Below are 13,151 nucleotides of genomic sequence, written 5' to 3' on the forward strand. Positions count from 1 at the left end.
GAGCTTTCTCATCCGCCTCTTTGCCGGTTTTTTCTCTGCCGATCGGGTGATGGGAAGCTTTTTTTAAATCTTCAGAAGTTCCGCAAATTTCTCATGCAAATCCGGAAATGACCGTTTCAGCGACAGCGGCCGGTGTTCCGGAGTAAGAAAACAGTGTTTGCTGCTGCCGGAGGTACAGACCGCGCCGCTGGCCGGATTTCTCATTTCATAGGACAGGGCCAGCTTCACTCCGTTATAGGCTGTCAGCCGTGTATGAATTTCTACAGTATCGTCAAAACGGACCATGGAATGGTAAACGCACTGGACTTCCAGAACGGGAATTATAATTTCCAGCGCTTCCATTTTACGATAGCTGAGGCCGGCCTGTTTCATAAAATCTATACGGGCTTCCTCCATCCACCGGATATAGTTGGAGTGGTGGACAATGCCCATCTGGTCGGTCTCGTAATACTGCGCCTGGTGTTTATAGGGCTGTATGGTCATGCTTTATCGTCTGCCTGAGCGGCCTGCTCAGCTTTATAGTTTGACAGAACCCGGTTGATGCGGTCCGTAGGGATCAGCAGATCGTGGAGAGACGCATTGTGGTTCAGTGTATCAATGATCAAAGCAATGTATTTGCTCAGATCAACATTTACATAATATGGCTTTGATAAAAGCTCAGGCGTCTGATAGATCAGATTGGTGGTCAGCACATGATCAATCAGGCCGTTGCTGTAATATTCGTCAAACTTAGTAAGACCGTTGGTAAACAGGCCGAAGGTTGCGGCCAGGAAAACCTTGCGGGCTTTGCGGCTCTTCAGCTCTTTTGCCACATCCAAAATGCTTTCGCCGGAAGAAATCATGTCGTCGATGATCAGGACATCTTTGCCCTCCACGCTGCTGCCCAAAAACTCATGGGCTACAATGGGGTTGCGGCCGTCTATAATGCGGGTATAATCTCTGCGCTTATAAAACATTCCCAGATCCAGGCCCAGGTAGTTGGCAAAAGTAACCGCGCGGCTCATTCCGCCCTCATCAGGACTGATCACCATCATATGCTCTGCGTCAATCTGCAGGTTTTTCTCCACATGCAGAAGGGACTTGATGAACTGGTAGATGCAGGGCACATTCTCAAAACCGTGAAGAGGAATGGCGTTCTGCACTCTGGGGTCGTGGGCGTCAAAGGTGATGATATTATCCACACCCATGGCTGCCAGTTCCTGGAGCATCATGGCACAGTCCAGAGATTCTCTGCTGGAACGCTTGTGCTGGCGGCTTTCATACAAAAACGGCATGATCACCGTGATACGGCGCGCTTTTCCGCCTACGGCGGCAATAATCCGCTTCAGATCCTGAAAGTGATCGTCCGGGGACATGTGGTTTACATGGCCGCTCAGAGAATAAGTGAGGCTGTAGTTGCAGACATCCACCATGATGTAGAGGTCGTCGCCGCGGACAGACTGGTTGATAATGCCCTTTGCCTCGCCGCTGCCAAAGCGGGGGACCTTTGCGTCCACAATATAAGAATCCTTCTGGTATCCTTTAAAAGCAATGGTGGTTTTATTTTCGTTTTCCCGTTCCCGGCGCCAGTCCGCCAGATAGTTGTCCACTTTTTTGCCCAGCTCTGTGCAGCTGTTCATCGGGATCAGGCCCAGAGGGCCTACTGGAATCGTCTGTAGGTTGCGATCATCGCGTGCCATTTGTCTTCCTCCGTCTCTTTGCTGTGACAAGCGGCGCTCTCCGCCTGCCGGACCTATATTTTATACCATGACAATAGCCTGAAGTCAAGGCTTGCCGCTGAATTTCCGGGCCAGCCTGATATCGTTTCCAAACAGCGGAATCACCTGATAAGCGGAGAGTATCCTGGAAGTCACCCGCTCCGTGTAAGCATCTGCCAGCTCCTTTAAAGACAGATTGGTGGATATGATGGTTCCGCGGTGCCGGAGCAGACGCTCGTTAATGCAGTAAAACAGCTTGGAATTGGTGAAACTGTTGGATAGCTCCGTGCCGAGATCATCGATGATCAGCAGGTCGCTTTCCAGAATATACTGGCTGATTTCATCGTCCGCCACTTCATCGTAGCGGAAGGCGTCCCGGGAAAACAGGTCAAACAGTTCTGTAGCGGTGAGGTAAACAACAGAGTAACATCTGTCGATCAGCTCCTTGGCGATACAGTTGGACAGAAAGGTCTTCCCCACCCCGGTGGTGCCGGTGAAGAGAAGGCTGCCCTTTTCCCGGCCAAAGGAATAGGCATACGCCCGGCAGCGGTCAGCCACCTGCTTCATGTAATCATAAATGGTCTGTCCTGTCCGCGGATGCGTCTGGTCTTTTGGATAAAAATCAAGAGAAAGGGTATTGAAATTTTCCGAGGCCAAAACATCCTGCAGGTTGGATTGAGAATACAGCAGGTCGATGGCGGCCTGGCGGAAACAGTGGCATTTCTCATTGCCGATATAACCGGTATCCCGGCAGTCAGGGCACCGGTAATGAACCTCCAGATAATCAGCAGGAAATCCGGCGTTCTCTAAAAGAAGCAGTCGCCTGGCCCGCAGCATGCGGATCTGCTGTTCCAGCTCCGGGTCCGGCACGCCGGTTTCGATCCGGCGGCGGGTGCGCTCTGCGGAAAGGGTGATGAGGGAATCTTCCAGCTCTTTCATTTCAGGAATACCGGCGTATACTTCTTCTGCCCTGCGCCGCTGGTCGTGCAGGTTATCCAGCTGCCGCCGGGAATATTCCCGCATCAGCTGCTCAAATTGAGAATTTTTTAAGGGCACCTCTGGCTCTCCTTTCGCAGTCAATATTTATAGATCTGGTCCTCCAGCGCGTCATAGTCGTACTGACGCTGGTCAAAATTATGAAAACGGTTGCCGGCTGCGCCGCGCCCGGTTGCGGGTTCCGCGGCCTGCTTTTTGCTGCCGCGCCGTTTGGAATCAAGAGCTGCCGCAGCCTCCGGGGTGAAGGCTCCCTGTTCTTTCCAGGAGGACAGTATTTTATCCGCATACTCAAAGCTGGGCTTATGAATGGCGGAAATCGTTTTCCCGCAGGCCAGTCCGATCATCTCTGAGGAAAATCCGTAAACGTTTTGCCAACGGCGGATGAAATCCTGCTCCGGCACGCCCGGGGCCCTGTCCTTCAGGCCAAAAGCGCTCATCGCCGCATGGACGGCGCTGCTGCGGGCATCAGTGTATTCCTTTGCTTCAGAAACGTTGGTCACGCCGCTCTGGTGCCAGTTAAGCGCCACCTTTTCCATATAGTGCAGACTGGTATGCCCGTTCTCCACACAATATTCCACAAGAAATACCAAAAGGTCAGCACTCCTGCCGAACAGCTGGTACCAGTAGCCGAAACGGTCGCAGTCGGAAGGCTTGAGCGTACGGCCCAGATAGTGCTGAGCGATCATCAGGAACTCCTGAAACCCATTATCGCTGCCCAGATCGGCCAGCTCAGCGGGAGAAAGCCCTGCCGCGGTCTCTCTATTCCCGGCAGATGCTGGTTCGGAAACACCGGATTCCCGGGTTTTTGCAGGAGCCGGCATATGTGGAAGCGGTATTTCGCCGCCTTTTGAAGGCACCGGAAGCAGGGATACATCTGTCAGTTCCCGGCGGCTGTCGAACTGCAGGCGGACCAGGCCCTGCTCTTCCCAATAGTGCAGGGCGCGCAAGACATCCCCTTCTGTGTGACGGAGCTGCTCGGCCAAACCGGCCACAGAACAGGAGGTTCCCCCGGTGAGACAGCGGAGCAGGCAAAGATATACCTTCACATATTCTCCGGCAGCCGGGGCCATGTAATAATCAATGAAACGGGCCGGAATGCTGACCAGCCCGCAGTCTGTTTGGTTATGTAGAGCGATATATGGCATAAAAATTCCCCCATATGGTTTACTGTATTAATATCATAACACATATTTTTGCAATTTCAAGGGGGCGAAAAAATGGTCGGTTTTACACAAATGAATTGTGGATAATGTGGATAATGTGGAAAAAAACAGATATATGGTTGCCGTTAACTTACTGATATCGAAAAAAACAGCAGGTTTTGGGGAAAAAGGGGAGGAATGGGATAGAAAATTATGTGAACTGATGAAAAAAAGAAATCCACATATTTATCAGCAAGACTTTGTTGATAAATATGTGGATAATGTGGATAACTTATTTCCCAAGTAGAGATTCTCCCACTTTTACAATGTCTCCGGCGCCCATAGTTATCAACAAATCGCCGTGCATACAGTTTTCCAATAAAAATTTTTCAATCTCATCGAAAGAAGGAAAATAGTGAACGGGCGTTCCCATAGCCATCAGTTTTTCCTGCAGACATCTGGAGGAAATTCCCAGAGTGTCGGTCTCGCGGGCGGGATAGATGTCTGCCAGAACTACTTCATCCGCCAGAGAAAGGGCTTCGGCGAAATCGTCCAGCAGGAGTTTTGTTCTGGAGTAGGTATGGGGCTGGAATACCACCCACAGTCTTTGATGGGGGTAATGGCCTGCCGCCTTAATGGTAGCGGTAATTTCCTGAGGATGGTGGGCGTAGTCATCTACAATGGTGATCCCCCCGATCTCGCCTTTCTTTTCAAACCTGCGTTCTGTCCCGGTAAATTCCTTCAGACCTTTAGCGATGGTTTCAAAGGGAATATCCAGATGGGCGCAGAGAGCAATGGCTGCCAGAGAATTCCCGATGTTGTGCATCCCGGGTACGGACAGCTGAACACGGCCCAGATTCTGCGCTTCGCCGCTTTCCCGGCAGATCACATCAAACCCGGCGCAGCCCAGATGGTCATAGGTGATATTGCCTGCGGTATAATCCCCTCCGTCCACTCCAAATGTGACAATTGGGCAGGCGAGCCCCTGGGTGATTTCCTTCAAATCACGGATCGCGCTGCTGATTACCAAAAGGCCGCCGGGAGGAAGAAGCTGGGCGTAACGGCGAAATGAAGCCCTGATATCGTCAATATCTTTAAAAAAATCCAGATGATCAGCTTCTATATTTAAGATAACTTCCATAGACGGATGGAAAGACAGAAAACTGTTGGTATACTCGCAGGCTTCTGTCACAAACAGTTCGCTGGCGCCTACACGTATATTTCCTCCGATAGACGGCAAAATTCCTCCTACAGAGATTGTGGGATCGGCGTGGTCTGCCAGCAGGATCTGAGTAACCATAGAAGTAGTTGTGGTTTTACCGTGAGTCCCGGCTATTCCTATGGCAGTCTGGTAATTGCGCATCAGCTGGCCCAGCAGCTCGGCGCGGGTCAGCACCGGAATGCCGGCCTCTTCTGCGGCGGCCAGTTCGGGATTATCCTGTTTGACGGCCGCGGTATAAACTACAGCCTGGGGAGGACAAGCAGTAATATTTGTCCTTCTGTGGCCATAGAATACAGTAGTGCCTAATGAAGCCAGATGCCGTGTCAGTGGAGACTCATGGGAGTCGGAACCGGAGATGCGGAACCCCTCTTTCAGGAGTATCTCTGCCAATCCGCTCATGCTGATCCCGCCGATTCCGATAAAATGGATGTGAATCGGCTGATGAAAGTTTATCTCGTACATAGGATTACCTCTGTGATTAATTTATTTCCTATAGTATAGCATTATTCAGTTTAAAAGGAAAGAAAAAATTGTTCAGAGAGGGCGCGGGAGATAAATAAGGATTTCAGAGAGGAGGAAGCTTCGGGAAGAGGAGAGAAAAATTGTTCATTTTGCTGTAAAAATGACAGAAAGGAAGGGAGAGACCATGAATCAGACAATGAAAATTGGAAAGAATGACAAAAATAGCCTTTTCTACGAATTTTTTTTGTTTAAAATATTCACTTTTTCAAAATGATATGCTATAATGAATTTACGTGAAATAAGACATAATATTTTACTGAAAAACACAGCGAGGGGTGATAATGTGATTAAGAAAGAAATGATTGCCATGTTGTTGGCAGGAGGACAGGGCAGCCGTCTGGGGGTATTAACTTCCCATGTGGCGAAGCCGGCGGTTGCTTTTGGAGGTAAGTACCGTATTATTGATTTTCCATTGAGCAATTGTATTAATTCGGGGGTGGATACGGTGGGCGTATTGACCCAGTATCAGCCGCTCCGTCTGAATACCCATATCGGGATCGGTATCCCGTGGGACCTGGACCGCAACATCGGAGGCGTGACGGTGCTTCCTCCATATGAGAAGAGCGGGAACAGCGAATGGTATACAGGTACTGCCAATGCGATTTACCAGAATATTGAATATATTGATAACTACAATCCGGACTATGTGCTGATTTTGTCCGGCGATCACATTTATAAAATGGATTATGAGGTGATGCTGGATTTCCACAAGTCCAATAACGCGGATATCACGATTGCCGCAATGCCTGTCCCGATAGAAGAGGCAAGCCGTTTTGGCGTGGTGATTACAGATGAAAAGAACAGGATTACAGAATTTGAGGAGAAGCCGGAAAAACCCAGGAGCAATCTGGCTTCCATGGGGATCTACATATTTTCCTGGCCCGTGCTGAGAGAAGCCCTGATCCGGATGAAGGACGAGCCGGGCTGTGATTTCGGTAAGCATATCATCCCATATTGTCATGGCAGAGGAGACCGGGTATTTGCATACGAATACAACGGATACTGGAAGGATGTGGGAACGCTGGCCTCCTATTGGGAAGCGAATATGGAGCTGATTGATATCATTCCTGTGTTTAATTTATATGAAGAATTCTGGCGTATTTATACGAAGAGCGATATTCTTCCGCCGCAGTATATTTCCGCCGATTCCCATGTGGAACGGTGTATCATTGGCGAAGGCACGGAGGTATACGGCAATGTGTACAATTCTGTGATCGGTTCCGGGGTCGTGATTGAGAAGGGCGCAGAGATCCGTGATTCCATTATCATGCAGGGATGTGTGATTGGAGAAGGAACCCGCGTGAATAAAGCGATTATTGCGGAGAATGTGAAGGTAGGAACTGGCTCACAGATCGGCGTTGGAGAATACGCCCCCAGTAAACTGAACCCCAAGGTATATTCGTTTGACCTGGTGACCATCGGTGAGAATTCGTCGATTCCGGGCGGCGTAATAATTGGCAAAAATACGGCGATTGCTGGCCTGACAGAAGCGGAGGATTATCCGGAAGGGCATCTGGCCAGCGGTGAATACATCATTAAGGCAGGTGGGACAAGATGAGAGCAATCGGAATAATTTTAGCGGGCGGGAACAATAAACGGATGCGCGAGCTGTCTCACAAGAGAGCCATTGCCGCAATGCCCGTGGCCGGCAGTTACAGAAGCATAGATTTCGCGCTGAGCAATATGTCCAATTCACACATTCAGAAAGTTGCGGTTTTTACACAGTATAATTCCCGTTCCCTGAACGAGCATCTGAGTTCCTCCAAGTGGTGGGATTTCGGCCGTAAACAGGGAGGGCTGTTTGTGTTCACCCCTACCATTACTGCGGAAAACAGCAACTGGTATATGGGAACCGCGGATGCGCTGTACCAGAACCTGAATTTCCTGAAAAGCAGCCATGAGCCTTATGTGGTGATCGCGGCAGGCGACGGCGTTTATAAACTGGATTATAACAAGGTTCTGGAATACCATATTGAAAAGAAAGCGGATATCACTGTGGTCTGCAAAGAAATGGCCCAGAGTGAAAACCTGGAGCGGTTCGGCCTGATCAAGACCAATGACGACGGACGCATTATTGAGTTTGAAGAAAAACCTATGGTTGCGACCTCGTCCCTGGCATCGACAGGGATTTACATTATCCGCCGCAGGCAGCTCATTGAATTGGTGGAGCGCTGCGCCCAGGAAGACAGATATGATTTTGTCAATGACATCCTCATCCGGTATAAGAATTTGAAGAGGATTTATGCGTACAGGATGGAGGGCTATTGGAGCAACATTTCCACTGTGGACGCTTACTTTAAGACGAACATGGATTTCCTGAAACCTGAGGTAAGGGACTATTTCTTTAAACAGTATCCGGACGTTTACTCTAAGGTTGACGACAATCCTCCGGCTAAGTACAATCCCGGGGCGCTGGTGCGCAACAGCCTGGTTTCCAGCGGATGCATCATCAACGGCCAGGTGGAAAATTCAGTCCTGTTCAAGAAGGCATATATCGGAAATAACTGTGTGGTTAAAAATTCGATTATCCTCAATGACATCTATATCGGAGACAATACATACATAGAAAACTGTATTGTGGAAAGCAGGGACACGATCCGCGCGAACACCAATCATGTTGGCGAACCGGGGAATATTAAAATAGTGATTGAGAAGAACGACCGCTACGTTCTGTAGATAATGTAAGGGAGGGGGACCTGATGGAAATAACGGACGTAAGGGTCAGGAAAATTTCCAGAGAAGGCAAGATGCGGGCGCTGGTATCCATCACGCTGGACAATGAATTTGTGGTGCACGACATCAAGGTGCTGGAGGGCGATAAAGGGCTTTTTATCGCGATGCCCAGCCGACGGGCCCTGGATGGGGAATTTCATGATATTGCCCATCCGATCAAATCGGAAACCCGGGAGATGATTCAGGAGACAGTGCTGACCAAATATCAGGAAGTAGCGCAGGAAATTGAGACGGAAGGCTGGCTGTTTGTATAAGGTGCGGTCGGTGTAAAAAGAGGGCTGCGGCAGAGCATGAAAGGCTTTGCCGCGGCTTTTTGCTGTGTAAGGGTTATGGTGCTGAAGGAGGCACGCCGCAGGCGGAGAATTTCACGGGCGGACTTCTTTATTTTCATTTCAAGATATAAGTTGCCTTTCTCGGACATATAGTGTAAAATGAAAGAGCTATATGCAAGGTTTTGTCGAGAAATGGAGGGTGCAAGATGGTGTATCAAAGCCGTTACAAACGCCGCAGAAGGCGGGTGATACGCAACCGTATCATTGTGATTTCCCTGCTTGTGGTCAGCGTTGCGCTGATCGGAGTTTGTATCAAACTGATTCTGGATGGAAGGGGGACGCCTGCCAGCGGGCCGGTACAAAATACCGGACAGGTTGTGGAATCCCAGACGGAGAGCGCCGCGACAGAGACGACAGAGGCGGCGGCTGAAGAGAAGCAGATCATGAAAGAGGCGGAGCTGCTTTTCGCGCAGTATGATCCGGACGCCGCAGTGGAGAAGATCAAATCTTATGCCGGCTATGCGTCTGTTCCTGAGATGGTTGCGGCGATCAATACATATACTGAGGCCAAGTCCACCTATGTGAAGGTGGATGTGACCAAGGTGACCCATGTTTTTTATCATACTCTGATCGCAGATTCATCCATTGCGTTAAGCCCCGAGAAGAATCCGGACAACTGGAAGGATTATAATGACGCAATGACCACCATGGAGGAATATGCGAAAATCATGCAGAAAATGTATGATGCAGGTTATGTGATGGTGGATATTCATGAACTGGGCCATATTGAAACAGACGCCAACGGGAATGAAAAAATGGTGGCCGGAGAAATTTATCTGCCGCCCGGAAAGAAAGCATTTGTGCTGTCTCAGGATGATGTGAGCTATTATGAATATATGGACGGAGACGGTTTCGCCTCTAAGCTAGTTATAGATGAAAACAATAATGTGGTAAATGAGTATAAGAAAGCCGACGGTACGGTGGTATACGGTTCCTATGACATGATCCCTATGACAGAGGATTTTGTAAAGGAGCATCCTGATTTCTCCTACCGGGGGGCCAGGGGGATTATCGCGCTGACCGGCTATAACGGTATTCTGGGTTACCGTACCTCGGATTCCGAGAACGGCCCGAACCGCGCGCCGGAAAAGACCAAATGGACTTTGAATCCCAATATAGAAGCGGATAAGGTGACGGCCAAGCAGGTGGCGGACCGTCTGAAAGAGCTGGGATGGACTTTTGCCAGCCACAGCTTCAACCATCTTCACATGCACGGCTGCAGCGACGCCAGCTTCACCGCGGATACAGATCTTTGGGAGAAAGAGGTAGAGCCTCTGATCGGGGAAACCGATGTGATCCTGTATCCCTTTGGGGAAGACCCAACGGGGACCTGGAGGCCTTATGATGAGTCGAACGCCAGAATCAATTATTTGAAGCAGGCAGGATTCCGTTACTTCTGCACAGTTGACTCCAACCAGTATTGGGTGCAGATTTCCGGCAATGTCTTCAAGCAGGGCCGCAGAAATCTGGATGGCTACCGGCTGTGGGAGGCTGTTGCGGCGCTGAATGGAGATACGAATTATACAGACCGCCTGTCGGATCTGTTCGATGCAAGAGAAGTGTTTGACGCTGTGCGCCCTACCCCGATTACGCACGGCTGACCAATGACTGAAATAGGATACAGAGGAGGAAGGCAATGACATACAGAGGTGGTTACAGGAGCCGCAGAAGAAAGGTGATCCGCAACCGCATTATCGTTATTTCCCTTTTTGTCGTATGCCTGGCGCTGATCGGCGTCTGCGTGAAGCTGCTGCTGGACGGTAAAAAGCAGCCTGCCGCAGCGCCTGCCGGAACGACAGAACAGGGGGCGGAGAATTCAACAGAAGAGACTGCCGGTACCACTACCGCAGCAAATGAGGCGGAGGAGATTCTGGCGGAAGCAGAATTGCTTTTTGCCCAGTACGATCCCGACGCAGCTGTAGAAAAAATCAAATCCTTTGCCGGATATGAGGCTGTGCCTGAAATGACGGACGCAGTGAAAAAATATCAGGAGGCGAAAGCTACTTATACGAAAGTGGACGTAACAAAGGTGACCCATGTTTTTTATCACACGCTTATTGTAGATACTTCTCTGGCGCTGGACCCTCAGCACAGCGGAGCCCAGGAAGCGGCAAATTACAATTATGTGATGACCACCATGGAGGAATACGCGGCGATCATGCAGAAAATGTATGACGCGGGATATGTGATGGTGGATATCCATGACCTGGCCCATATTGAAACAGACGAAAACGGAAATGAGAAGATGGTTCAGGGAGAGATCTACCTGCCGCCGGGGAAAAAGGCGTTTGTGCTGTCCCAGGATGATGTGAGCTATTATGAGTACATGGAGGGGGACGGATTCGCCGCAAAGCTGGTATTGGATGAAAACAACAATGTGGTGAATGAATATAAGGACGCTGCAGGAAATGTGTCCTATGGTTCCTATGATATGATTCCCATGACGGAAGATTTTCTGAAAGAGCACCCGGACTTTTCCTACCGGGGCGCCAGAGGAATTATTGCGCTGACAGGATATAACGGTGTTTTGGGCTACCGAACCTCGGATTCTGAAAACGGTCCGAACCGGGCGGCGGACAAGACGAAATGGCAGCTTAACCCCAATATTGAAGAGGATAAAGTGAAGGCAAAACAGGTGGCGGACCGTCTGAAAGAGCTGGGATGGACTTTTGCCAGCCACAGCTTTAACCATTTGGATATGTTTGAAATGTCCCTGGAATCGTTTCAGGCTGATACGGATCTCTGGGAAGCGGAGGTGCAGCCTATTGTAGGGGATACAGATGTGATCCTGTACCCCAAGGGGGCCGATCCCACCGGAAGCTGGAAGGAATATCCGGAAGATAATCAAAAAATCAATTACCTGAAACAGGCAGGCTTCCGGTATTTCTGTACAGTGGACGCTTCGCCCAGCTGGGTACAGATCAGCGGAAATGTCTTTAAGCAGGGCCGCAGGAACCTGGACGGCTACCGGCTTTGGGAGGCAGTGTGCGCGCTGAATGGTGATTCTGCTTATCCCAATTATAAAGACCGTCTTTCCGATTTGTTCGACGCAAGGGAAGTCTTTGATAAGAAGCGCCCCACACCGGTGGTGCCGGGGTAAAGATAACAAGATGAATTGAAAACAGGAAGGGCCCTCCTATACGGCGGGGCCCTTCTTTTTGTACACGAATCAGAACAGGAGGGTTAATCCTGTTCATCACAGAATAATTCATACTGTCTGTGAACCATGGAATGAAGGGCATCCTGGTTCAGGAAATAATATACTCTGTTGCCTTCCATCGTGCATTGCACCATATTGCTGTTTACCAGTTTATTCATGTGGTGGTGAATGGTGTTGCGGGAAAGATTGAAATAATTGGACAATTCCTGACCGTATGCTTTGCGCCCCCGCAGGTAGCAGAGGATATCAAAACGAGTCTTGTCTCCCAGGACATGATATACATTATAGACGTCTTCTGCAGAAGGGAGGCTTTCACTGAGCATGTGTGAAAGATCCCGCCGCAAAATACCGCAGTACAGGCACAGCGTTTGAGGAACAATGTCTGAACCAATATTCGTATCCATACCAAATACAAAAGGACGCAGAAGGTAGGAGGCATCAGCATCGAACTTCAGATGGGACATCTGCGCAAGAAATTCCGGATAACCCAGAGAGGATAAATCCTTTGTGAAAAAGCTGACAAGGCGTTTCAAGCTTTCATATTCCTGGCTCAAAATCCGGATGACGGGTTTCAGAAAAAAAGCAGCTTCATCTATTAAAGAAGTATATTGGTTATAAGTGTCCAGAATTGAGACTTTTGTGCTGTCAGGAAGGGACTGGGCCAGGACGAGCTGCATAAATTTCGAAGCTGTCAGCGGCTCCTGACCGGAGGAATCATCTGTGAAATCCAGTACCAAAGCAATTCCGCGGGCGATTTCATCAGGCGGATTTGCCTTAAGGGATTCAACAATCGCCTCAAAGTCTCCGTCAAAATGTTCCAGAGCGGTGTAAAACAGAGTAAATGCGATAGAGGCAGACCCGACTGTATTAGCGGGCAGTCCGTCCAGATTACTGAATAAAGGGGAAAAGTCTTTTTCATCCAGAGCCAGTTGCTTATCCACTTTTTTTGTGAAAGTTTTGAGCCTGGAAAACTGCTCCTGAAAAGCAGAATTCATTTTTATATGGCGGTAGCGGATACGCTCTTCCATATGGTTCCAGGTGCTGCCGGAGGCGCGGCGTCCAAGATAGGCCAGGGCTTCCAGCAGCAGGTTGGGCTCATCATTATAATTTATCACAGTAAATGCTCCTTTGTAGTAATGATAGTAAATATCAAAAGTATATTGAGTATGCCACACTTTTTATTGCTTGTCAAACACAGTACAAGCGCGGCGGAATATCAGATTCCTTAAAAACCCAGGATTTTGAGGAAATTAGTGATTTAATGTGATAAAATATCTTGACAAAAAAAGCAGAAATGGATATAGTAAAAAGTATAAGTGTACATGGTACTAATGTTAGATGAACATG

General features: G+C 49.2%; 12 protein-coding genes. 6 read left to right on the forward strand and 6 right to left on the reverse strand.

Annotated elements, in window-relative coordinates; genetic code table 11:
* Positions 1-63: 63 nt before the first annotated feature.
* The 4 genes from EV209_RS11370 to EV209_RS11385 form a co-directional block, all read right to left on the reverse strand.
* Positions 64-483 (reverse strand): acyl-CoA thioesterase, encoded by a 420-nt coding sequence (locus EV209_RS11370; RefSeq protein ID WP_130435581.1) that lies wholly within the window; start codon positions 481-483, stop codon positions 64-66.
* Positions 480-1,679, reverse strand: a complete 1,200-nt coding sequence (locus EV209_RS11375) for a ribose-phosphate pyrophosphokinase (protein ID WP_130435582.1) — start codon at positions 1,677-1,679, stop codon at positions 480-482. The genes EV209_RS11370 and EV209_RS11375 overlap by 4 nt, the downstream gene beginning before the upstream one ends.
* Before the next feature lie 84 nt (positions 1,680-1,763).
* On the reverse strand, positions 1,764-2,753 hold the full coding sequence (locus EV209_RS11380) for an ATP-binding protein (protein ID WP_130435583.1): 990 nt from the start codon (positions 2,751-2,753) through the stop codon (positions 1,764-1,766).
* 20 nt (positions 2,754-2,773) lie between these two features.
* The gene (locus EV209_RS11385; protein ID WP_130435584.1) at positions 2,774-3,838 is read right to left on the reverse strand and encodes a DnaD domain protein; all 1,065 of its coding nucleotides are present in this window, start codon (positions 3,836-3,838) and stop codon (positions 2,774-2,776) included.
* Between the two features lie 97 nt (positions 3,839-3,935).
* Between EV209_RS11385 and EV209_RS11390 the strand changes: the two genes are divergently transcribed.
* Positions 3,936-4,142 (forward strand): hypothetical protein, encoded by a 207-nt coding sequence (locus tag EV209_RS11390; RefSeq protein WP_165388911.1) that lies wholly within the window; start codon positions 3,936-3,938, stop codon positions 4,140-4,142.
* On the opposite strand, the gene murC is transcribed toward EV209_RS11390, so the two are convergent.
* Positions 4,128-5,519 carry a UDP-N-acetylmuramate--L-alanine ligase gene (gene murC / locus EV209_RS11395; RefSeq protein WP_130435586.1) on the reverse strand — a complete coding sequence of 464 codons (1,392 nt, stop codon included), beginning with the start codon at positions 5,517-5,519 and terminating at the stop codon, positions 4,128-4,130. The genes EV209_RS11390 and murC overlap by 15 nt on opposite strands.
* 343 nt (positions 5,520-5,862) lie before the next feature.
* Between murC and EV209_RS11400 the strand changes: the two genes are divergently transcribed.
* From EV209_RS11400 to EV209_RS11420, 5 genes are all read left to right on the forward strand, one after another.
* On the forward strand, positions 5,863-7,137 hold the full coding sequence (locus tag EV209_RS11400) for a glucose-1-phosphate adenylyltransferase (RefSeq protein ID WP_130435587.1): 1,275 nt from the start codon (positions 5,863-5,865) through the stop codon (positions 7,135-7,137).
* Positions 7,134-8,255 carry a glucose-1-phosphate adenylyltransferase subunit GlgD gene (gene glgD / locus EV209_RS11405; protein WP_130435588.1) on the forward strand — a complete coding sequence of 374 codons (1,122 nt, stop codon included), beginning with the start codon at positions 7,134-7,136 and terminating at the stop codon, positions 8,253-8,255. The genes EV209_RS11400 and glgD overlap by 4 nt, the downstream gene beginning before the upstream one ends.
* A 23-nt stretch (positions 8,256-8,278) precedes the next feature.
* Complete coding sequence (gene spoVG, locus EV209_RS11410; protein ID WP_130435589.1) at positions 8,279-8,566, forward strand: septation regulator SpoVG; 288 nt, start codon at positions 8,279-8,281, stop codon at positions 8,564-8,566.
* 224 nt (positions 8,567-8,790) lie between these two features.
* Complete coding sequence (locus EV209_RS11415; protein WP_130435590.1) at positions 8,791-10,245, forward strand: polysaccharide deacetylase family protein; 1,455 nt, start codon at positions 8,791-8,793, stop codon at positions 10,243-10,245.
* A gap of 35 nt (positions 10,246-10,280) precedes the next feature.
* A complete protein-coding gene (locus tag EV209_RS11420; protein ID WP_130435591.1) occupies positions 10,281-11,744 on the forward strand; it encodes a polysaccharide deacetylase family protein in 1,464 nt (487 codons plus the stop codon).
* An 83-nt stretch (positions 11,745-11,827) separates the two neighbouring features.
* Here EV209_RS11420 and EV209_RS11425 read toward each other — a convergent pair whose 3' ends face one another.
* On the reverse strand, positions 11,828-12,919 hold the full coding sequence (locus EV209_RS11425; protein WP_130435592.1) for an ArsR/SmtB family transcription factor: 1,092 nt from the start codon (positions 12,917-12,919) through the stop codon (positions 11,828-11,830).
* Positions 12,920-13,151 lie beyond the last annotated feature (232 nt).

The sequence above is a fragment of the Cuneatibacter caecimuris genome (genome assembly GCF_004216775.1).
Taxonomy (GTDB): domain Bacteria; phylum Bacillota; class Clostridia; order Lachnospirales; family Lachnospiraceae; genus Cuneatibacter; species Cuneatibacter caecimuris.